Raw genomic sequence first — 20,487 nt, forward strand, 5'->3', positions numbered from 1 at the left:
ACGCCGTTTGCCATGGTGTTAACAGCTTAATTATCCTATTACAGATGGTTGGGCAAACCAATCAAACATTGTTAGTGGTTCCTGAAAGACCATTAGCTGATGTGCTTCCCTCGCTAAGAGCTGGTCAGGGTTTTTTGTAAGCGATAACTAACTCCCGAGATCAAATTTGTTAATTCCAACAACCAAACAGGAGTAATCACTTCAGCGATTGGCTTAATAATAATCAACACAACTAGAGAAATATCATTGTGGTTGATTTATAATCAACTAACAGTGACCTGTATTTTGGGGTGCCAATCATGCATGAGAGTGAATTTAATGAACTCCTTAAGACAATAGGTGACTTTAACGTTTCGCTTGAGAGTATTTTTGAAGAGCATGAGATCACTAAATTTTCTTCCACACAATTAACACATTTATGCCTAAAAGCCGTGGAATATGATGGTGATGACCTGACGAGCGTCCCTAAACCCATTAATGGTATCCCTTTTTCAACGACTGACTATTATGCTATTTGCACTAAAGCTGTAGAAAATACAGGTAAGGCACTTGCGCATGTACCGATTGAGTTACGAGATTTTGCATTGTGTTTTAAAGCTGTTAAACAGCATGGTTTTGCGCTGGAATTTGTACCGTCTTCATCTGAAAGCAAAATACAAGAACAAGAATATATCCGCTTATGGAATGAATCCGTTAAAACTTATGGCTTAGCTTTAGAAAAAATACCTCTAAAATACCGAAACGCCTCTTTATGCAATACAGCTGTTCTGCAAAATCCCCTTGCATTTAAGTGGGTACCTAATCCAGCTATTACTAAAGATTCGGTTCTATCACGCGAAGAGTATATTAACATTTGCTTTTCTACAATTAAGACAGATGGTCTACTGTTGGAACGCATGATAAATGATCCATTAATTGATCCCCCAACACTAAAGCAATTGACCTATTTTGCTGTTAAACACAATGCGAGAACCATTGAATTTGCCAATCCGTCATTGTTTACCGAAATGGAATATAGGGACTTATGTATGATGGCTGTTAAATACAACGGATTGGCGCTTCAATATATTCCTGCTCCTCAAAACGGTAAACCGTTTAGTACTGAGTATTATTTCACTCTGTGTAAAGCAGCAGTGGGTAAGGATGCTGAAGCATTACAATATGTGGTCAATGATGAGCTCAAAAAGAAAATTATTGACTCAGTCACTCCCTTTGAAATCCTTGCCAATTCGTATACAGCAATCAATTATTTTCCCAAAGGATATGAAAATTTAGATGAGATTAATTACAAATTTCTATCAGGGATAGAACATGTAGTCATCGCCTCTAATGGTAACGCTCAACAGAAAGAAATACGTGATAGTTACCTAGCCTATGCTAATAAATCAAAAAGAAAGGGCAAAACTCTATTTATTTATAGTGAAGACCTTGAGAACTTTTTAAACTATATGAATTCAATTAAATTGCTACAAAGTCTTAACCTCGTTATGTTGGATCATTTTCAACAATACAACGAGCAAATTTGCGGAAAAAACTCTGATGATATAATTAATCTATTGAGAACCTACCTTAATATAAATCGAGTAACGCTACTTGGTTGTGCTACAGCAAAATCTAAACCATTGGTAAGCGAAAAAGCACTTTTTACACAATTGAAACATGAGTTTGATGGTATAAAAAAGGACGCTTGCTCTTTAGTTCTTTCTTCCTTACCCCTTGAAGAAAAGAAGGCGTCTAAAATTTTAGAGACACAAAAAAATCCAACTTATTTTCTATATAAAAATAAAGATGAGTATATCCTTGAGTACAGAGCATCCGGAGGTAAAAAAGAATTAGTTAGTCTTAGTCAAAAACAAGTAGACCAGCTGTTTAATGTGCTTGGCAAGCCAAATCATCAATTTCCAGAGAAAGGACATGAATTATTTAGCTCATTGAACTCAAAGGTAAAAATAGAGCTTTGGGCGCTGCGTACTACAATGTTAGCCTCATTTAAATCTAACAATTCGACCTATCAGCAGCGAAAAAGTATATTCCCCTTCCTCACCAAAGGTGTGCTTCAGCCTGAGGACATAGAAAAGTTGGAGGAATCGCTACTTAAAAAATTATTCTTAGAAATTACCAATACACCGGATATTCAACGTCCCATTACCTTGAAAGGGTATACCCAGGGAATTTATGTTGATGTGCAAAATAACCGATTTTATTTCTCCGATACCAATATTTACTCACAGGGTTACAGTCAATCGCTTTTTGCGACATCGGAAGAAAGTATAGACGATAAGGAATTAACTGCACTTCACAATCGACTTCTTGCAGCCATGTTCGGTGAAGAGATAGGCTCAGAAACAAAATATAAGTCACTCATTGGCACTACAATGGACAAAAGTAGCAATAATAGTTGATGACTATAAATTGAACTACTTTTAAAATAGCCCTGGCTTTAGTAATCACGCAAGCCTTTCACTTGCGTGATTAATTCTCATCCTACGCGACTATATCCTGCATCAACAAATAACGTATGGGCATTTATCATTTTAGCCTCAGGTAAACATAGCAGATAGATTGCATCAGCTACATGTTGTGGCATTAATGGCTCAGCAGATAATGCATGAGCATGATACTCATCCAACAATTGCTCGCGATTAGGAAAATGTTTTAATGCATCCGTATCGACGACTCCAGCTGAAATCGTATTTACAGTAATTCCAAACTCTGCCAACTCAAGGCTTAGGGAGCGAACCAATGCTTCAAGAGCCGCTTTGGAAGCACCAATAAAAGCATAGTTTGGAATAGCACGGTGAGCTCCTAAACTGGATAAGGCAATAACACGGCTGTCAGGCGGCATCAGTTCTCGTCCTTCACATACCAGGTGATTTAGTGCCAACGCATTGGTCTCCAAGCACCAACGCCAATGTTTAGTTGACATTTTTAGAGCGGGCTTTAGTACACCACTAGCAGCATTACTGATTAAAAAATTTAGTTGGGAAAAATGTTCACGAAATTGCGCAAACATGTCTTTAATTGACTGATGATCAGCAACATTGGCTTGCAAAGCGATTGCCTTACGTCCTAATTGCTGAACTTCCTCAACTAAAATTTGAGCCTCATCAGAACTATTATAATAAACTATTGCTATATCGCAGCCTGCTTGTGCCAATTTTAACGCAGTGGCCTTGCCAATTCCACGAGCACCACCAGTGATTAACGCCACTTTGTTAGCAAATACACCACCCATTCTTTGTCCTCTAGATTAAAAAATGTACCAAAACTACAGTGAATACCCTTGTCTGTCAATGATTGCTCGTTTCAGTGGAATTCTTCTCAAGATGTTCTTGTCTCATAGACTCTAACTTTGTACCATCTGCTAACAACGTCATGAGGTGTATTATCGTCAATGAAGTATTCCTGGTTTACAACAGTGTTTCCAATCGCGACTATTTTTTCGTTTCGCATGCTGGGATTATTCATGTTAATCCCAGTTTTCACGGTCTATGCTACCCATCTTAGTGGAGCCACGCCAACATTAATGGGTTTGGCCTTGGGGAGTTATGGTTTAAGTCAGGGCTTACTACAAATGCCTTTCGGCCTACTTTCCGATCGCTTTGGGCGGAAACCCATATTAATGATTGGCTTACTACTATTTGCCTGTGGCAGCTTGCTCGGCGCTTTAAGCCACTCGATTTACACCATGATTGCTGCGCGTGCTCTGCAAGGAACCGGGGCAATTGGCAGTGTACTCATTGCTTTACTTGCTGATCTTACTCCTGACGAACAACGGACAAAAGCAATGGCAGTCATTGGCATGACCATTGGCTTGTCTTTCAGTTTGGCAATGGTCATTAGTCCAGCGATTACCAGTCATTTTGGTTTAGCTGGTATTTTTTATTTAACAACTATTTTAGCCTTAATCGGATTAGGCTTATTACATTTTATTATTCCAACGCCGAAGAAAGAATGTTTTCATGTCGATACTGAAGCCAACTTTTCTTTACTCAAAATGGTCCTTTGTAATAGACATTTGCAGCGGCTTAATGCAGGAATCTTTTTTCAACATGCCATTTTAACAGCTACTTTTTATGCAATTCCTATCATCCTACAACAGCAAATTAGTCAAGGACATCTCAACCAACAGTGGCATTTCTATTTGCCTTTAATGATTTGCTCATTTGTGCTGATGGTGCCATTTATTTTATTGGCTGAAAAAAGGCGGCAGATGAAAAAAGTTTTCGCGACAGCTGTCTTGGCAACAACTTTAATGCAATTTTCCCTCGCTTTTTTACATCAAGAATGGGTCAGCCTCTGGCTTTTGATGTTTATTTATTTCGTGGCGTTTAACATACTGGAAGCAACATTACCTTCATTAATATCAAAACAGGCCGATGCGAATAGCAAGGGAACTGCAATGGGTATTTATTCCAGCAGTCAATTTTTGGGCATTTTTTTAGGTGGCGCCTTAGCAGGAGTTCTCTATCAACTTGGTGGCAATATTGCCATCTTCACAATAAATGCACTCTTGGGCGCTCTCTGGTTTATTATCGCTTTATTTATGAAGCCTGATGTCTACACATCCACGCTACTTTTAACTTATCCTAAAGAACTCCATGATCCCAGTCAATTGTTGCAACGTTTAAGGAGCTTAAAAGGTGTCCAAGATTTGAGCCTAGCTCAAGCAGAGCACATTATTTATTTGCGAGTGGATAATGCCAATTATCAAGAAGGAAGTGCTGGCAAATTGTTAGAACAATTTGTCAGTTAGTATCGGCGCTCTAGCAGTTAATTGTAACCTGATAGCAAAACCCGTTGAAACATAATTTGCTATCAGCCTACGCAATTGCGGCTAGATTAGTTATAATTCCGCTCTAACTTTCGCATACAGGAGAACATAATGGCACGTGGGATTAATAAAGTGATCTTAATAGGTAACGTCGGTGTAGACCCTGATGTTAGATATATGCCCAATGGTAATGCCGTAACAACAATATCGCTTGCTACCAGTGAAACTTGGAAAGATAAGCAAACCGGTGATAAACAAGAGCGTACCGAATGGCACCGCGTAGTATGTTTCAATCGCTTAGGTGAAATTGCCGGTGAGTACGTGCGCAAAGGCTCAAAACTTTATGTCGAAGGCAGTTTACGTACCCGTAAGTGGCAAGATCAGCAAGGGCAAGAGCGCTACACAACTGAAATTGTTGCTACCGATATTCAAATGCTAGATGCAAAATCTGGTTCCTCTAACTTTGATGAAATACCAGCCTCAGCGTCTGCAGCACAGCCCTTGAATCGCAAACCACAAGCAGCCCCAGCCGCTCAAGATGCTTTTGATGAACTTGATGATGACATTCCATTTTAGTTTCTACGACTTCAACCCAATCAATTTATTGACGAACTACCTTGATGAATCTGACGCATCAAGGTAATTTCGCAAGGCTAAAGCCCCGATTGCTCAGTGGGATTTAATAAAGAAGGCTCGTGCTAGTTGTTTACTCTAAGAACGCAATTTCTTCCCTTGGATAATTGTCTATGGTTGTGAATTGGATTCAGTAAAGGCTGTCTCTAGTTCATCCACACGCTCTTCGGCTCTCGACTTTCTTATGCTAAAGAAACCGAATTGAAAGCCTGCTCTTGCCTCAGGATTCTTTTTAAAGTTAGCAATAGCCTCACTAACTCCTTCATTCGTTTCAATTGCCTTGAGAATTTTATCAACCTCATCAAGTTTAATTTCTTTCCTAGCTTTATTAATGACAAATAAACTTCCTATTTCATTCTTTAACGCATTCCGGTAGTTGATAAGTTGATTTTTTGCAATTTCTTGTTCGATTTTCTTTTCAAGGTCACTGCTTAAATAAAATCTTGCATCTTGCTTTTTAAACTCTAAAAAATGACTCAGAGCAGATGTATTTTTACCGGTTTTAATATATTCAGAAAGCTCCACATAAACTCGTGCAGCCCTTCTGCGTGCAAAAAAATCATTATAAGAGCCATCACCCGCCCATGCAGCTGCATAAACAAATCTGTCTCTAACATTATAGATGTCTCCGCCATAATTAATCTTGGTAAGAGTATTAAACAGTTCTAAGCGTAGACCAGTTAATTTTGACAGTGATTCGTGTTTTACCTGGAATTGTTGAATTGCAGCAGACATCTCTTTTAATGAGTCCAAAGTGTTATCGGGGTATCCTACATAGCTATAAACGTAATTTTTATCATCGGAATAATAAGTGTATGTTGTCAAATGATTAATCACTCGCTCAACTGTCTTCTTAAGCTCATCTAAGTTTTGAACATTGTAAGTACCTAAAGCCAACTTTAAGATTGCCTTATTTATCGACTTGGCATCATTATCGAGTTCTTCTTTCTTTACCGGCGGATTACCAATACATCCTAGAGAAAAATTATAAAATTTAATTCTCTTAACATAATTTTCTAAATCTATGTTGCGCAAAATAACGTCTTGAGAAAATTCTTGTAATAGCATGTTATGGGCCAGGATATTCAAATTTAAAGCAATTTTAACACTTGATTATTAACATTTTCTTAGTAGACGATTTAATCGACAATCTAGAAATAAACAGACTTGCGTGGCAATTTAGCATCAAAAACATTTTGAGAGTTACTCATCTGATTAACTTAATAGCATACCCCCTTAAGCAGGCTAAACACCAATATCAATTAGTTAAGGAATGGCATTCCTAAACATTATTTCAATAGCTCAGCAACTATTAATTAAAAATGGTATCTACAGATATAAAAAAACCCGCTCTCGCGGGTTTTTTTATATTAATCTTCTGAAGAGGTATTTTCCACAGGCCTGTCAACCAACTCTACAATAGCCATAGGGGCATTGTCGCCAGGACGGTAACCACATTTCAACACTCTAACGTAGCCTCCTGGACGCTCAACATAGCGTGGACCCAAAGTTGTAAATAATTTACCAACAGCACTTTTAGAGCGCAATCTATCAAAAACATATCTTCTAGAAGCAACGGAATCTTTCTTGCTTACAGTGATAAGAGGCTCAATGTAGCGGCGTAGCTCTTTTGCTTTTGGCAATGTTGTTTTGATAAGTTCGTGCTCAATAAGAGATGTGCACATGTTGGAAAACATTGCTTTTCGGTGGCTACTAGTACGGCTAAAACTACGGCCTGAATTACGGTGACGCATGACAAACTCCTAATATTACTCGCCAAGATTCGATGGCGGCCAATTTTCAAGCTTCATTCCCAAAGATAAAGAGCGCGAGGCAAGCACGTCTTTAATTTCTGTGAGGGACTTTTTGCCCAAATTGGGTGTTTTTAATAATTCATTCTCAGTCTTTTGAACCAAATCACCAATATAATAAATGTTTTCTGCTTTTAGACAGTTGGCAGAGCGAACAGTCAACTCTAAATCATCCACCGGTCTTAGCAAAATTGGATCGAAATCATTTCGTTCTTTATTATCTGTACGTGATTCTTCAAACTTCATATCCACAAAGGCATGCAATTGACGTTGCAGGATTGATGCAGAGATTCGAATCGCTTCCTCGGGATCCAAGGTACCATCGGTTTCCAAATCAATGGTTAACTTATCCAGATCAGTTCTATTTTCTACGCGCGCACTATCAACAAAGTAAGCAACTTTTTTGACAGGTGAGAAGGTATTGTCCAACTTCAATTTACCAACTGACTTTTGCTCAATTTCATCATCAAAGTTTCGTACAAAAGAATCTGTGGAATGAAATCCAACACCTTTTTCAATTTTTAAGGTCATATTCAATTTGCCATTTTCATTGAGAGTGGCAATGACCAATTCAGGGTTTACAATTTCCTGACCATGGGTTAACTCAATATCACCAGCAGTTACCTGACATGGACCTTGCTTACTTAGGGTTAAAATTGCTTCCTTCCCAGTTGTAAGTTTTATAGCAACTTGCTTTAGGTTTAGCAGGATATCAACTACATCCTCTTGAACACCTTCTATCGTGCTGTACTCATGGAGCACACCATCAATGGCTACTTCAGTAATTGCATAGCCAGGCATAGATGATAAAAGTATACGTCTCAACGCATTACCAAGCGTATGGCCATAACCTCGTTCCAAAGGCTCAAGAACAACTCGTGAGTGGTATGGCGACTTAGAGTCTACTTTAAGCACAGATGGCGTCATCATTTCATGTATGTCCATTCGGTTTTGTCTCCCGAGCTTACTTAGAGTAAAGTTCTACAACTAAATTAACGTTATAATAGGCTGATAAATCATTTAGTGTAGGCGCAGTTGTAAAAGTACCTTTGAAAGCACTTGAATCAATAGTTAACCAGTCACAAGCAGCACGCTGTTCTGAAAGTGCAACAGCTGCTTGGATACGCCCTTGTGCTTTTGCTTTTTGGCGAATAGAAATCACATCACCAGGCTTCACTAAATAGGATGGTATATTAACTACCTGATCATTTACCAAAATAGCTTTGTGCGCAACCAACTGTCTGGCTTCTGCACGAGTGCTTGCAAATCCCATTCGGTAAACAACATTATCAAGGCGTCTTTCAAGCAGGATCATCAAGTTCTCACCAGTAGAACCCGTTTGTCTCGCGGCTTTTTTGTAATAATTATGGAATTGCTTTTCCAATATGCCATATAGGCGTCTAATTTTTTGCTTTTCACGCAACTGTATACCGTAATCACTTAAGCGTGGTTTATTGGCACCATGTTGCCCGGGAAGCTTTTCAGCTTTACATTTCGACTTATGATCACGCACACCGCTTTTCAGGTATAAATCAGTACCCTCTCTACGTGATAATTTACATTTTGGACCAAGGTATCTAGCCATTAAAAACTCCTGAACTTATACACGACGTTTCTTGGGTGGCTTACATCCATTATGAGGTATGCCAGTCACATCGGTTATTTCTACAATTTTAAAATCCTGTGAAATCAGTTCACGAATTGTTGATTCACGACCTGGCCCAGGACCATCAATAAATACTGCTACAGACTTCATTCCGTATTCTTTTGCAACAGCAGACGCTCTTTCAGTCGCGACCTGCGCAGCATATGGAGTACTTTTTCTAGAACCGCGGAAACCAGAACCACCGGCAGTTGCCCAACATAGAGCATTACCTTGTCGGTCAGTAAAAGTCACGATGGTATTGTTAAAAGAAGCGTGAATATGAACGATACCGTCAGATACCACTCGTTTAACTTTCTTTCTTGCTTTTTGCTGCTTTGCCTTATTTATAGCCATCTTTTTTTCCTACATATAATTAGATATTGCTAGCTTTACGTCGACCTTTCCGAGTACGAGCATTGGTCTTAGTGCGTTGTCCACGTAATGGCAAGCCACGACGGTGACGAAGTCCGCGATAGCAACCAAGATCCATAAGCCGCTTAATATTCATAGTTACAGCTCGACGCAAGTCACCCTCAACAGTCATCTTAGCAATTTCTGTACGTAAAGCCTCAAGCTTCTCTTCAGATAATTGAGATACTTTAGTTGACGCCTCAATTCCTGTCATTTTACATAAATTAATCGCTGTAGTTTTGCCAATTCCATAAATCGACGTAAGCGCTATCACGATATGTTTGTGATCCGGTATATTAACACCTGCAATACGAGCCATTAGTCTCTCCGAACGTTATTTTTTGCTCTGCCAGAAAGGGACAGAAGAATACTATTATAATGAACCAAAATCAAGCAAGGACTATCCTTGCTTTTGCTTATGCCGTGCATCTTTGCATATAACGCGAATAGTTCCATTACGCTTAATAATTTTGCAGTTACGACAGAGTCGTTTTACTGATGCTCTAACTTTCATTAAAAACTCCGATAATAATCATAAAAGACCAGGCAATTTGGTCCCTCTAAAATTGGCTTTTTTCATCAACGAATCATACTGTTGTGTCATAAGATGAGCCTGTACTTGTGCTACAAAGTCCATGATTACAACAACGATGATTAACAGCGAAGTTCCACCAAAATAAAAAGGCACGTGCCAGGTATACATTAAAATCTGCGGCAATAAACAAACCAATACAAGATACGCAGCACCTACAAGAGTTAAACGCGTCATGACAGAGTCAATGTAGCGAGTAGTTTGCTCGCCTGGGCGTATACCAGGAATGTAGGCTCCAGATTTCTTTAAGTTGTCAGCCGTATCTTTTGGATTAAATACTAAAGCTGCATAGAAAAAAGCAAAGAATAAAATTGCAGCAGCATAAATAATCAAGTACAAAGGCTGTCCAGGGGAAAGAGCCATGCCAATGTCAGCCAACCAATCCATGCCTTTACCTTTACCGAAAAATTGTGCGAGTGTTGCTGGTAGTAGAATGATACTCGATGCAAAAATCGGAGGTATTACACCTGACATATTAATTTTTAAAGGCAAGTGACTGGTCTGAGCAGCATATACTTTTCGACCATGGGTCCTCTGAGCATAGTTTACCCTTATCCTTCGCTGTCCCCTTTCCATAAAAACAACAAAGCCGGTAACTACGACTACAATTACAGCAACCAAAAGCAATGTCAAAGCTTGCATTTGGCCTTCTTTAACTTGCTGCAACACAGAGGCTATAGCGTGGGGCATGCTTGAAACAATCCCTGAGAATATAATCAGAGATATACCATTGCCAACCCCCTTTTCTGTCATTTGCTCGCCAAGCCACATCAAAAACATTGTGCCTGTGACTAACGTTATTACTGACGTAAAATAGAAAAATACATCTGCATGCAAAGCAATTTGCTGCCCGGCTAGCCATCTTGCCATTCCTAAAGATTGAAATACAGCGAGAATTAACGTCAAATAACGGGTGTATTGATTAATCTTCCTACGTCCAGACTCACCTTCCTTTTTTAGTTGCTCTAACTTAGGTGATACCACTGAGAACAACTGGATGATGATAGATGCAGAAATATAAGGCATGATTCCTATGGCAAAGACAGTCACCCGAGATAAGGCCCCCCCTGAAAACATGTTAAACAAGCCAAATATGGTATTTTGTTGCTCACCAAAAAAATTGGCCAGTTTTTGAGGATCCAAACCGGGCACAGGAATATGCGCACCCAAACGATAGACTAAAATGCCTACTATGACAAATATCAGTCTTGCTTTTAATTCTGCCAATCCACCTCGGGATTGGCTGGATGCTTGCCTCTGGTTATTCATAGTCACTCTTCAATACTACCGCCAGCCTGCTCTATCGCTGCACGTGCACCTTTAGTCACACGCAAGCCCTTTAGTTTCACGGGAGCATTGATCTCACCAGAAAGAATAACTTTTACTTCTCGGATTGACTTACCTATCAAGCCAGAATCTTTTAAAACTTGAAGATTAATAGCGTCAACACCTAAGCCGGCCAATTCGTCTAAAGTTATTTGATCAATTGAACGTGCTACTCGAGACTTAAAACCCATTTTAGGAAGGCGACGCTGAATTGGCATTTGCCCACCTTCAAAATTTATTTTGTGGAATCCACCAGCACGAGCTTTTTGACCTTTATGCCCTTTACCACAAGTTTTACCTAGACCAGAACCAATACCACGGCCAAGGCGCTTTTTGCCTGGACGAGAACCGGGATCCGGAGACAGTGTATTCAAATTCATTATGCACACTCCTCAACTTGTACCAGGTAATTCACAACATTTACCAAACCTCTGATTGAAGGTGAATCTTGTTGGATTACACTACTATTTAATTTGCCTAAACCAAGTTGTTTCACAATTTCTATGTGCTTTGGTTTGCGTCCAATAACGCTTTTTACCAAAGTAATTTTGATTTTCTTGCTCATTATTCTTCCGCCATTACTTCTGCAACTGTTTTTCCACGTTTAGCAGCCACATAATCAGGTGTTCCAATATTAGTAAGTGCATTAATAGTGGCTCGCACAATGTTGCTTGGGTTGGTCGAACCAATGCTTTTTGCCAAAATGTTTTGTACACCTAAAACTTCGAGCACAGCACGCATTGCACCGCCGGCGATAATTCCTGTACCTTCACTTGCAGGCTTCATAAATACTTTGGATGCACCATAGTTCCAAGTAATTTCGTGATGAATTGTTTTCCCTGCTAATGGAATATAGGTCATATTCTTTCTTGCTTGGTCCATAGCCTTTTGAATTGCAATAGGCACTTCTCTTGCCTTACCACGACCAAAACCAACCTTGCCTTTACCATCACCCACAACTACCAATACGGCAAAGCCAAAAACACGACCACCTTTAACCACTTTGGCCGTACGAGTTACAGACACCAGCTTTTCTTGGTATCCGTCACTTTTTTGAATTTCATCAAATGCCATAACCGTTCCTTAAAAATTCAACCCAGCTTCTCGCGCGCCGTCGGCTAAAGCCTTGACTCTACCGTGGTATTTATAACCTGCACGATCAAAAGCAACATCACTTATTTTCTTAGCCTTGGCTCGTTCACCTAGCAATTTACCAACTTGGTATGCTTGTTCCACTCTGGTTCCTGAAAGAGCTGACTGAAGCTCCTTATCCACAGTAGATGAACAAGCTATTACTACATCACCCTTTTCGCCTCGAACGATGATTTGAGAATAAATATGAGTGCCACTTCTGTGCACTACAAGTCTTGGCTTCTCTGGATGACGACGATGAATGGCTTTTGCCTTTAAACCACGTCTTATACGGGCTTGTTGTTTATTCTTCATCTCTTACACCTTATTTCTTTTTGGCTTCTTTACGAATAATAATTTCGCCTGCATATCTAACGCCTTTACCTTTATAAGGTTCAGGTGGCCTAAACCCACGGATCTCAGAAGCAACTTGCCCTAATAATTGCTTATCAATACCACGGATAACAATGGTTGTGTTATTTGGCGTTTCAACAGTAACACCCTGGGGCAAACTGTATTCAATTGGATGAGAAAAACCTAAAGATAAAGTGATTGCTTTATTATTTGCTTGAGCACGATATCCCACACCAACCAATTCTAGTGTTAAATCAAAACCTGATGTAACACCTTTAACCATGTTGCTAACTAAAGCACGTACAGTCCCAGCATGAGCCCATGCATTAGGATCATTGGATGCTGGCTTAAATAAAATCTTACTATTGTTCTCTTGGCACTTACTAACATTAACCAGTTTATTGTAATGCTGAACTAGAGCCCCTTTAGGACCTTTTACTGTTAACGTATCCTTATCAATAGTGAGCTCAACGTTTGCAGGCAAATGAATTGGGGCTTTTGCTACTCTAGACATATTATTCCTCTCAAGTATTAGGCCACTTCACAAAGAACTTCACCGCCAACGCCTTGTTTCTTAGCTGCTACGTGAGTCATCACACCTTTAGAGGTAGAAAGGATGGCAACACCAAAACCAGGAATTGATGGTAAATCTTTAAATGATTTATAAACTCTTAAACCGGGGCGACTAATACGCAAAATACGCTCAATTACAGGTCTACCATGATAGTACTTTAATTGTAACGTAATAGATTTAAGATTGTTCTCAAGAGGCTGTACATTATAGTCCAATATATAACCTTCTTCTTTTAACACCCTAGCAATCTCTTCTTTCAATTTAGATGAATTCAGGGTTACGCTCTGATGTTTAGCTTGCTGACCATTGCGAATTCTAGTCAACATGTCAGCAACAGGATCATGCATACTCACAGTTGTTCTCCATAGAATAAAATTTACCAGCTGGACTTGCGACCACCAGTAACATTACCGGTCATAAGCTGCTGTCTTAGGCAAATCCTGCAAAGGCCAAATTTGCGATAAACTGCATGCGGACGTCCACATTGCTGGCAACGTGTGCTGTGTCGCACTGGATTCGAATTGATAGGAAGTTTAGCTAACTTAGCTTGGGCTTCCATGATCGTATCAAAGTCAGTAGACGACTTGATTAAAATTTTTAATTCTTTTCTACGCTCTTGATGTTTCGCGACAAGTTTAGCTCTTTTATGTTCGCGGGCGAGCATTGATTTTTTAGCCACAATATTACCCTTCTTTAGTGTTTATCTCTGTCTTTCAAAGGCAGGTTGAACGCTTCTAACAAGGCCTTCGCTTCTTCATTCGTCTTGGCACTAGTTGTGATACAAATATCTAGACCACGAATACCATCTGTCTTATCGAAATCAATCTCAGGGAAAACGAGTTGTTCGTGAATTCCCATGCTGTAGTTACCAGTCCCATCAAACGACTTGGGATTTAAACCACGAAAATCGCGCACACGAGGAAGAGTAATTGTAATCAGACGATCGAGGAATTCATACATACGTTCGCGTCGGAGCGTTACTTTGCATCCAATCGGCCATCCTTCACGAATTTTAAAACCGGCCAAAGATTTCTTAGCTTTGGTAACGACTGGTTTTTGGCCAGCAATCAAGGTCATGTCCTCAAGGGCATGATTCATGATTTTTTTATCACCCACAGCTTCGCCCACACCCATATTTAAAGTGATTTTTAAAATTTTGGGGACTTCCATTACACTTTTGTAGCCAAATCGTTTTATCATCATTGGCACTACATCTTTTTTATAAATATCTTTAAGTCTAGCCATTTCCGCCACCTAATCAGACAAGATCAATAACTTCATCATTTGATTTAAAATACCGTACCTTGCGTTTGTTACCATCGTTATCAAGGTATTTGAATCCAACTTTATCCGCCTTTTTAGATACCGGATTGTACATGGCAACGTTTGATATATCGAGCGGTGCTTCACGCGAAATAATGCCACCTTGCTGATTGAGTTGTGGGTTAGGCTTAACATGTTTCTTAATCATATTACCACCCTCAACAACAACACTATTGCCAAGAACCTTTGTTACCTTGCCTACGTGACCTCTACTTTTACCTGTGGTAATAATTACAGTATCACCTGATCTAATACGCTTCATAACTAATCCTTCTCACAATACTTCAGCAGCCAGAGAAATGATTTTCATAAACCGCTCTCTAAGCTCACGAGTTACAGGTCCAAATATACGTGTACCTATAGGCTCATTTTGGTTGTTTAAAAGCACCGCAGCATTACCATCAAAGCGAATAAGTGAACCATCATCACGACGCACACCTTGGCTTGTTCTAACTACAACAGCTTTCATTACGGCGCCTTTTTTTACTTTGCTACGAGGTATTGCATCTTTAATGCTTACTTTAATTACATCACCAACACGGGCATACCGTCTATGGGATCCACCAAGCACTTTGATACACATCACCTTACGTGCTCCGCTGTTGTCAGCAACATCGAGCACTGTCTGCATTTGTATCATTTTATTCTCCAGCTCTAAATTCGACCAGAAAAAGGCTGCTGATTATATCAGGCCTCTTAGGATTTTAAAAGTAATCAAAACGAATATCAGGAAATTACTTCAACTAGTACCCAACTTTTCATTTTAGAGAGTGGTCGAGATTCGCGAATTCTTACTATATTTCCAATTTTACCAATTTGATTTTCATCATGAGCATGAAGTTTTGTTCGACGCTTCATGATTTTTCCATATTTAGGATGTTTTACAGTACGCTCAACCATCACAACAATAGTTTTTTGCATTTTGTCACTGACAACTTTCCCAACTATGGTTCTAGCATTTGTTTCACTATTTGTCATGACACTTTCCTACCTTCTCAGCCATAATTGTTTTAACTCTTGCAATACCTTTTCTGACTTTAGGTATAAGATGAGTCTTATCCAAAGAGCCACTAGCTTTTTTCATGCGCAAGTTAAATTGCTCTTTACGTAGGGAGAGTAGCTCGGCTTGCATTTCATCGGGTGTTAACTCTCTTAACTCTTTAATGTCTTTCATCACATCACCTTGCGCTCTTCAAATGTTACTTTGAAAGGAAGTTTTGCTTTGGCAAGATCAAACGCTTCCATAGCCAACTCTCTACTTACACCTTCCATTTCAAATAATATTTTTCCTGGTTGAATTTGAGCAACCCAATACTCAACACTACCTTTACCTTTACCTTGACGAACTTCAAGAGGTTTCTGAGTGATTGGCTTATCTGGAAAAACACGAATCCAAATTTTTCCACCACGCTTAATGTGACGAGTCATAGCTCGTCGCGCAGCTTCAATTTGTCTTGCGGTTAAACGGCCTCTTTCAAGTGCTTTTAAACCAAACTCACCAAAGCTTACTTTAGAACCTCTTTGAGCCAAACCTCTGTTTCGGCCCTTCATTTGCTTACGATATTTCGTACGTTTTGGCTGTAACATGACTAATTCCTCACTTACTTACCGCTTTCAGTATTACGATTCTTCTGTGGGAGAACTTCTCCTTTGAAGATCCATACTTTAACGCCTATGATTCCATAGGTTGTTTTTGCTTCAGCAGTACCATAATCAACATCGGCACGGAAAGTATGTAGAGGAACTCTTCCTTCACGGTACCATTCACTACGAGCAATCTCAGCACCACCTAAACGGCCACTAACACAAATTTTAATTCCTTTTGCGCCAGCTTTCATTGCAGAAGTCACTGCCCTTTTCATTGCACGTCTGAACATAACTCGTTGCTCTAACTGTTGAGCAATACCTTCAGCAACAAGTGTTGAATCTAGTTCAGGCTTGCGAACTTCTTCGATGTTTAAATGTACTGGAACGCCTAATTTTGAAGCAATTTCACTTCTTAATGCTTCAATACCACCACCTTTCTTACCAATAATGACACCTGGCCTAGCAGTTAGAATAGTTACAACTGCATTATTAGCTGGACGCTCAATACGGATTTTACTTACAGCAGCAGCCATAAGTTTTTTCTTAAGGTACTTGCGAAGGTTTATATCTTGATTGAGAAGTTGTGCATAGTTTTTACTAGCATACCATTTGGAATTCCAATCTTGAACGATACCTAATCTGATACCTATAGGGTTTACTTTCTGTCCCATTGCTATTCCTCGTCAGATACTTTAATTGTGATATGGCAAGTACGTTTACAGATTCGATTCGCACGACCTTTAGCACGAGGGCTGATTCTTTTAAGAGTCGGCGCCTCGTCTACACAAACCACACCCACTTTCAATTCGTCAATATCTGCACCATTATTGTTTTCTGCACTAGCAATAGCAGATTCCAATAATTTCAGCATGAGTTGAGCACCCTTCTTGGGAGTAAATTTCAGAACGTCAATAGCGTTAGAAACATCCATCTTACGAATCATGTCAGCGATCAGTCTGCCCTTTTGGGCAGAGAGCGGTGCATTTTTTAATTTTGCTGTTACTTCCATCATTGCCTCTTACTTACCTTTAGCCTTTCTGTCACCAGAATGGCCTTTGAATGTACGAGTCATGGCAAACTCACCCAGTTTATGGCCAACCATATTGTCAGTAATATAAACTGGAACATGATCTTTACCATTGTGAACTGCAATTGTGAGATCGATCATCTCAGGTACAATTGTTGAGCGCCTGGACCAAGTTTTAATTGGTTTCTTGGACTTAGTTTCGATCGCCACTTCAACTTTTTTGATTAAGTGATGATCGACAAAAGGACCCTTTCTTATAGAACGTGCCACCTTGATATCCTCTTAGCTAATTATTTCTTCTTACGTCTTCTGACGATAAAACGATCAGTACGCTTGTTACTGCGCGTTTTGTACCCTTTTGTAGGAATACCCCACGGAGTTACCGGATGACGTCCCCCTGATGTACGGCCTTCACCACCACCATGCGGATGGTCGACTGGGTTCATAGCCACACCGCGAACGGTAGGTCTTATTCCTCTCCAACGTTTCGCACCAGCTTTACCAAGAGCACGCAAACTGTGTTCGCTATTACTGACTTCACCAATCACAGCTCTACAAGAACTTAAAACTTTGCGCATTTCGCCAGAACGCAATTTTAAAGTTGCATAGGTGCCTTCTTTAGCAACGATTTGGCCACTACATCCAGCACTTCTTAGCATTTGAGCCCCTTTTCCAGGTTTCAGCTCAACGCAATGAATAGTTGTACCAACTGGAATATTTCTTAATGGCAAACAATTACCATTACTAATAGGTGAATCTTCACCACTGACGATAACATCACCAGCTTCTAATCCAGAAGGTGCAATAATGTAACGCCGTTCACCATCTTTGTAAACCACTAAAGCGATTAAAGCAGAACGATTTGGGTCATATTCTAGTCTTTCAACTTTAGCATCAATACCGTCTTTGTCTCTTTTGAAGTCAATAACACGATATTTAGAACGAACACCACCGCCGATATGACGTACAGTGATTCGTCCTTGATTATTACGTCCACCAGTTTTATTTAACTTCTCAACAAGACCAGCATAGGGCTGTCCCTTATGAATATTATGATGGACGACTCGAATTTCACCACGCTTTCCGGGTGAAGTTGGTTTAGATTTTAATAATGCCATCTTAATCTGCCTTATTCAGTCACGGTAAAATCGATATCGTAATTTTCTTGAAGAGAAACAAAAGCTTTTTTCCAATCACTTCTCTTTCCATTCAATTGCTTAAAGCGCTTTCTCTTCCCTTTTACATTAATTACAGACACAGATTTTACTTTGACATTAAACATATGTTCTACAGCTTGTTTAATTTCTTGTTTAGTAGCCGTTTTTAAAACCTTAAACGTAAACTGCTTGTATCTGTCAGCCATCACAGTTGCTTTTTCAGAGGTGTGCGGTTCACGCAGAACCATTAATATATGTTCAGCATTCATTGTAACTGCTCCTCTAAACTCTTGATGGCTCCTTCAGTCATTAATACTTTTTCAAATCGTAACAAACTAACAGGATCCAATGATGTCACGTCACAAATGTCATATTGAATTAAATTACGAGAAGCCAGGTACTCATGTTCCCCTACCTCATGCATAACAACTAAAGCATTTTGTAACTCTAACTCGTTCATCTTTTTGATAAAATCTTTAGTCTTGTGAGATTGACACTGAAAATCACTGACTACAACTAAGTTACCACTGCGATGAAGCTCAGAGATTATACTACGCAATGCACGTTTGTACATTTTTTTGTTAAGTTTTTGAGTATAATCACGCTTCTTAGATGCAAAGGTTACCCCTCCTGAACGCCAAATTGGACTGCGGATGGTACCTGCTCTTGCTCTACCTGTTCCTTTTTGGCGCCATGGCTTTTTACCACCACCACGCACTTCTGAACGCGTTTTTTGAGCACTGTTTCCACTACGAGCATTATTCATAAAGGTAACAACTGCCTGATGAATTAGCCCTTCGTTATAAGCATAGCCAAACACTTCTTCATTTACTTTAAGTTGTGTATTGGTATCTCTAGTTTTAATTTCCATTATTTGCCCCCTTTCTTCTTAACTGCGGGCCTTACTTCAACTCTTGCTCCAGGACAGCCAGGAATAGCACCTTTGATCAAAAGCAAATTACGCTCTTTATCAACACGGACTACTTCCAGGTTTTGAGTAGTGCATCGCACATTTCCCAAATGCCCGGCCATTTTTTTACCTTTAAACACACGTCCTGGGGTTTGGTTTTGACCAATTGAACCAAGTACACGGTGAGATCGTGAGTTACCATGAGTAGCGTCTTGAGTACGGAAGTTATGACGCTTAACACCTCCGGCAAAACCTTTACCTTTTGTTGTTGCTGCCACATCTACCAATTGCCCATCATTAAAAACATCATGAACAGAGATAACTTGGCCTGCAGTAAATGCATCAATAGAGTCAACTCTAAATTCACACATCATATCACCCGCTTCAACCTCTGCTTTTGCAAAATGGCCTGCCTGCGGCTTACTGACATGACTTGCTTTTTTTACACCACCGGTTAGTTGGATGGCTGTGTAGCCATCAGCATCAACGGTTTTAATTTGAGATACACGGTTAGGAGCAACCTCAACCACAGAAACAGGTACTGATATACCATCCTCTGTAAATACCCGTGTCATACCGATTTTACGGCCTAATAACCCAATCGTCATTCTAACACCTCGTTAATAACCTTTGCCTATAAGACTTATTCATCATCAAGGCTAATCTGTACGTCCACACCTGCAGCAAGATCAAGCTTCATTAATGCATCTACTGTCTTCTCTGTAGGATGCACAATAACAACCAAGCGTTTGTGAGTACGTAATTCATATTGATCCCGCGCATCTTTATTCACATGAGGCGATATCAATACAGTAAATTTCTCTTTCTTAATAGGCAAAGGTATAGGGCCACGTAATTGTGCCCCTGTACGTTTTGCTGTCTCAACAATCTCACGAATTGACGAGTCAATCAGGCGATGGTCAAAAGATTTAAGACGTATTTTAATATTTTGATTGTTACTCATTATTTTCACTCAATGATTTTTGCGACTACACCGGCACCAACTGTGCGGCCACCTTCACGAATCGCGAAACGCAATCCTTCATCCATAGCAATGGGTGCATGCAAGCTAACGGTCATTTGGACGTTATCTCCTGGCATTACCATCTCTACACCACTTGGTAACTCACATGATCCAGTTACGTCAGTCGTTCTGAAGTAAAACTGTGGACGATAGCCATTGAAAAATGGAGTATGTCGACCACCTTCATCTTTCGACAGAACGTATACTT

The 20,487-nt window shown here is 39.7% G+C and carries 34 protein-coding genes; 3 read left to right on the top strand and 31 right to left on the bottom strand.

Annotated features, from left to right (window positions below):
• The first annotated feature begins 299 nt into the window (after window positions 1–299).
• On the top strand, window positions 300–2,402 hold the full coding sequence (locus Lbru_RS14080) for a DUF4116 domain-containing protein (protein ID WP_058442775.1): 2,103 nt from the start codon (window positions 300–302) through the stop codon (window positions 2,400–2,402).
• 77 nt (window positions 2,403–2,479) lie between these two features.
• Here Lbru_RS14080 and fabL read toward each other — a convergent pair whose 3' ends face one another.
• Window positions 2,480–3,235, bottom strand: coding sequence for an enoyl-[acyl-carrier-protein] reductase FabL (gene fabL, locus Lbru_RS14085; protein WP_058442776.1), 756 nt, complete (start codon window positions 3,233–3,235; stop codon window positions 2,480–2,482).
• A 159-nt stretch (window positions 3,236–3,394) separates the two neighbouring features.
• Here fabL and Lbru_RS14090 point away from each other — a divergent pair, with 159 nt between their 5' ends.
• Together Lbru_RS14090 and ssb are read left to right on the top strand one after the other, a co-directional pair.
• The gene (locus tag Lbru_RS14090; protein WP_058442777.1) at window positions 3,395–4,756 is read left to right on the top strand and encodes an MFS transporter; all 1,362 of its coding nucleotides are present in this window, start codon (window positions 3,395–3,397) and stop codon (window positions 4,754–4,756) included.
• Between the two features lie 129 nt (window positions 4,757–4,885).
• Window positions 4,886–5,350 carry a single-stranded DNA-binding protein gene (gene ssb, locus Lbru_RS14095; RefSeq protein ID WP_058442778.1) on the top strand — a complete coding sequence of 155 codons (465 nt, stop codon included), beginning with the start codon at window positions 4,886–4,888 and terminating at the stop codon, window positions 5,348–5,350.
• A gap of 168 nt (window positions 5,351–5,518) precedes the next feature.
• Here ssb and Lbru_RS14100 read toward each other — a convergent pair whose 3' ends face one another.
• From Lbru_RS14100 to Lbru_RS17860, 30 genes are all read right to left on the bottom strand, one after another.
• Window positions 5,519–6,475: a hypothetical protein gene (locus Lbru_RS14100; RefSeq protein WP_058442779.1), complete on the bottom strand. Its 957-nt coding sequence runs from the start codon at window positions 6,473–6,475 to the stop codon at window positions 5,519–5,521.
• A 302-nt stretch (window positions 6,476–6,777) separates the two neighbouring features.
• Window positions 6,778–7,161, bottom strand: coding sequence for a 50S ribosomal protein L17 (rplQ, locus tag Lbru_RS14105; RefSeq protein ID WP_058442780.1), 384 nt, complete (start codon window positions 7,159–7,161; stop codon window positions 6,778–6,780).
• 15 nt (window positions 7,162–7,176) lie between these two features.
• Entirely contained in the window at window positions 7,177–8,163 is a 987-nt protein-coding gene (locus Lbru_RS14110; protein ID WP_058442781.1) for a DNA-directed RNA polymerase subunit alpha, read from the bottom strand.
• 19 nt (window positions 8,164–8,182) lie between these two features.
• Window positions 8,183–8,803, bottom strand: a complete 621-nt coding sequence (gene rpsD / locus Lbru_RS14115; protein WP_058442782.1) for a 30S ribosomal protein S4 — start codon at window positions 8,801–8,803, stop codon at window positions 8,183–8,185.
• Between the two features lie 15 nt (window positions 8,804–8,818).
• Window positions 8,819–9,217, bottom strand: coding sequence for a 30S ribosomal protein S11 (rpsK, locus tag Lbru_RS14120; RefSeq protein WP_058442783.1), 399 nt, complete (start codon window positions 9,215–9,217; stop codon window positions 8,819–8,821).
• A 19-nt stretch (window positions 9,218–9,236) separates the two neighbouring features.
• A complete protein-coding gene (gene rpsM, locus Lbru_RS14125; RefSeq protein ID WP_058442784.1) occupies window positions 9,237–9,593 on the bottom strand; it encodes a 30S ribosomal protein S13 in 357 nt (118 codons plus the stop codon).
• 81 nt (window positions 9,594–9,674) lie between these two features.
• Window positions 9,675–9,788 (bottom strand): 50S ribosomal protein L36, encoded by a 114-nt coding sequence (gene rpmJ / locus Lbru_RS16975; RefSeq protein WP_081778074.1) that lies wholly within the window; start codon window positions 9,786–9,788, stop codon window positions 9,675–9,677.
• Between the two features lie 18 nt (window positions 9,789–9,806).
• Window positions 9,807–11,135 (bottom strand): preprotein translocase subunit SecY, encoded by a 1,329-nt coding sequence (gene secY, locus Lbru_RS14130; RefSeq protein ID WP_058442785.1) that lies wholly within the window; start codon window positions 11,133–11,135, stop codon window positions 9,807–9,809.
• A 2-nt stretch (window positions 11,136–11,137) separates the two neighbouring features.
• The gene (gene rplO, locus Lbru_RS14135; protein ID WP_058442786.1) at window positions 11,138–11,572 is read right to left on the bottom strand and encodes a 50S ribosomal protein L15; all 435 of its coding nucleotides are present in this window, start codon (window positions 11,570–11,572) and stop codon (window positions 11,138–11,140) included.
• A complete protein-coding gene (rpmD, locus tag Lbru_RS14140; protein ID WP_058442787.1) occupies window positions 11,572–11,757 on the bottom strand; it encodes a 50S ribosomal protein L30 in 186 nt (61 codons plus the stop codon). Before rpmD ends, rplO begins: the two co-directional genes overlap by 1 nt.
• Window positions 11,757–12,266 carry a 30S ribosomal protein S5 gene (gene rpsE, locus Lbru_RS14145; protein ID WP_058442788.1) on the bottom strand — a complete coding sequence of 170 codons (510 nt, stop codon included), beginning with the start codon at window positions 12,264–12,266 and terminating at the stop codon, window positions 11,757–11,759. The genes rpmD and rpsE overlap by 1 nt, the downstream gene beginning before the upstream one ends.
• Window positions 12,267–12,275: 9 nt before the next feature.
• The gene (gene rplR, locus Lbru_RS14150) at window positions 12,276–12,638 is read right to left on the bottom strand and encodes a 50S ribosomal protein L18 (protein WP_058442789.1); all 363 of its coding nucleotides are present in this window, start codon (window positions 12,636–12,638) and stop codon (window positions 12,276–12,278) included.
• 10 nt (window positions 12,639–12,648) lie between these two features.
• Window positions 12,649–13,191 (bottom strand): 50S ribosomal protein L6, encoded by a 543-nt coding sequence (gene rplF, locus Lbru_RS14155; RefSeq protein WP_058442790.1) that lies wholly within the window; start codon window positions 13,189–13,191, stop codon window positions 12,649–12,651.
• Window positions 13,192–13,208: 17 nt separating this feature from the next.
• Complete coding sequence (gene rpsH, locus Lbru_RS14160; protein ID WP_202967557.1) at window positions 13,209–13,598, bottom strand: 30S ribosomal protein S8; 390 nt, start codon at window positions 13,596–13,598, stop codon at window positions 13,209–13,211.
• 29 nt (window positions 13,599–13,627) lie between these two features.
• Complete coding sequence (gene rpsN, locus Lbru_RS14165; protein ID WP_058442792.1) at window positions 13,628–13,930, bottom strand: 30S ribosomal protein S14; 303 nt, start codon at window positions 13,928–13,930, stop codon at window positions 13,628–13,630.
• Between the two features lie 14 nt (window positions 13,931–13,944).
• Window positions 13,945–14,496, bottom strand: a complete 552-nt coding sequence (rplE, locus tag Lbru_RS14170; protein ID WP_058442793.1) for a 50S ribosomal protein L5 — start codon at window positions 14,494–14,496, stop codon at window positions 13,945–13,947.
• Window positions 14,497–14,509: 13 nt separating this feature from the next.
• A complete protein-coding gene (gene rplX, locus Lbru_RS14175) occupies window positions 14,510–14,836 on the bottom strand; it encodes a 50S ribosomal protein L24 (protein WP_058442794.1) in 327 nt (108 codons plus the stop codon).
• A 12-nt stretch (window positions 14,837–14,848) separates the two neighbouring features.
• Entirely contained in the window at window positions 14,849–15,214 is a 366-nt protein-coding gene (rplN, locus tag Lbru_RS14180; protein WP_028388517.1) for a 50S ribosomal protein L14, read from the bottom strand.
• A gap of 86 nt (window positions 15,215–15,300) precedes the next feature.
• Complete coding sequence (rpsQ, locus tag Lbru_RS14185) at window positions 15,301–15,552, bottom strand: 30S ribosomal protein S17 (protein WP_058442795.1); 252 nt, start codon at window positions 15,550–15,552, stop codon at window positions 15,301–15,303.
• Complete coding sequence (gene rpmC / locus Lbru_RS14190; RefSeq protein WP_058442796.1) at window positions 15,542–15,748, bottom strand: 50S ribosomal protein L29; 207 nt, start codon at window positions 15,746–15,748, stop codon at window positions 15,542–15,544. The genes rpsQ and rpmC overlap by 11 nt, the downstream gene beginning before the upstream one ends.
• Entirely contained in the window at window positions 15,748–16,161 is a 414-nt protein-coding gene (gene rplP / locus Lbru_RS14195) for a 50S ribosomal protein L16 (RefSeq protein WP_058442797.1), read from the bottom strand. The genes rpmC and rplP overlap by 1 nt, the downstream gene beginning before the upstream one ends.
• A 14-nt stretch (window positions 16,162–16,175) precedes the next feature.
• A complete protein-coding gene (gene rpsC, locus Lbru_RS14200; protein ID WP_058442798.1) occupies window positions 16,176–16,832 on the bottom strand; it encodes a 30S ribosomal protein S3 in 657 nt (218 codons plus the stop codon).
• 2 nt (window positions 16,833–16,834) lie between these two features.
• Entirely contained in the window at window positions 16,835–17,170 is a 336-nt protein-coding gene (gene rplV, locus Lbru_RS14205) for a 50S ribosomal protein L22 (RefSeq protein ID WP_058442799.1), read from the bottom strand.
• A gap of 9 nt (window positions 17,171–17,179) precedes the next feature.
• Window positions 17,180–17,458: a 30S ribosomal protein S19 gene (rpsS, locus tag Lbru_RS14210; protein ID WP_058442800.1), complete on the bottom strand. Its 279-nt coding sequence runs from the start codon at window positions 17,456–17,458 to the stop codon at window positions 17,180–17,182.
• A 20-nt stretch (window positions 17,459–17,478) separates the two neighbouring features.
• Window positions 17,479–18,306, bottom strand: a complete 828-nt coding sequence (gene rplB, locus Lbru_RS14215; RefSeq protein WP_058442801.1) for a 50S ribosomal protein L2 — start codon at window positions 18,304–18,306, stop codon at window positions 17,479–17,481.
• Window positions 18,307–18,317: 11 nt separating this feature from the next.
• Window positions 18,318–18,614: a 50S ribosomal protein L23 gene (rplW, locus tag Lbru_RS14220; RefSeq protein ID WP_058442802.1), complete on the bottom strand. Its 297-nt coding sequence runs from the start codon at window positions 18,612–18,614 to the stop codon at window positions 18,318–18,320.
• Window positions 18,611–19,216 (bottom strand): 50S ribosomal protein L4, encoded by a 606-nt coding sequence (gene rplD, locus Lbru_RS14225; RefSeq protein WP_058442803.1) that lies wholly within the window; start codon window positions 19,214–19,216, stop codon window positions 18,611–18,613. The genes rplW and rplD overlap by 4 nt, the downstream gene beginning before the upstream one ends.
• Window positions 19,216–19,863, bottom strand: coding sequence for a 50S ribosomal protein L3 (rplC, locus tag Lbru_RS14230; RefSeq protein ID WP_058442804.1), 648 nt, complete (start codon window positions 19,861–19,863; stop codon window positions 19,216–19,218). Before rplC ends, rplD begins: the two co-directional genes overlap by 1 nt.
• A 35-nt stretch (window positions 19,864–19,898) precedes the next feature.
• A complete protein-coding gene (gene rpsJ / locus Lbru_RS14235; protein ID WP_028373277.1) occupies window positions 19,899–20,219 on the bottom strand; it encodes a 30S ribosomal protein S10 in 321 nt (106 codons plus the stop codon).
• 5 nt (window positions 20,220–20,224) lie between these two features.
• Window positions 20,225–20,487 (bottom strand): EF-Tu C-terminal domain-related protein (locus Lbru_RS17860; RefSeq protein WP_476630054.1); only part of this gene is annotated, 263 nt, incomplete at its 5' end.

Origin of the sequence: Legionella brunensis (assembly GCF_001467025.1) — a bacterium.
GTDB classification, from domain to species: Bacteria; Pseudomonadota; Gammaproteobacteria; order Legionellales; family Legionellaceae; genus Tatlockia; species Tatlockia brunensis.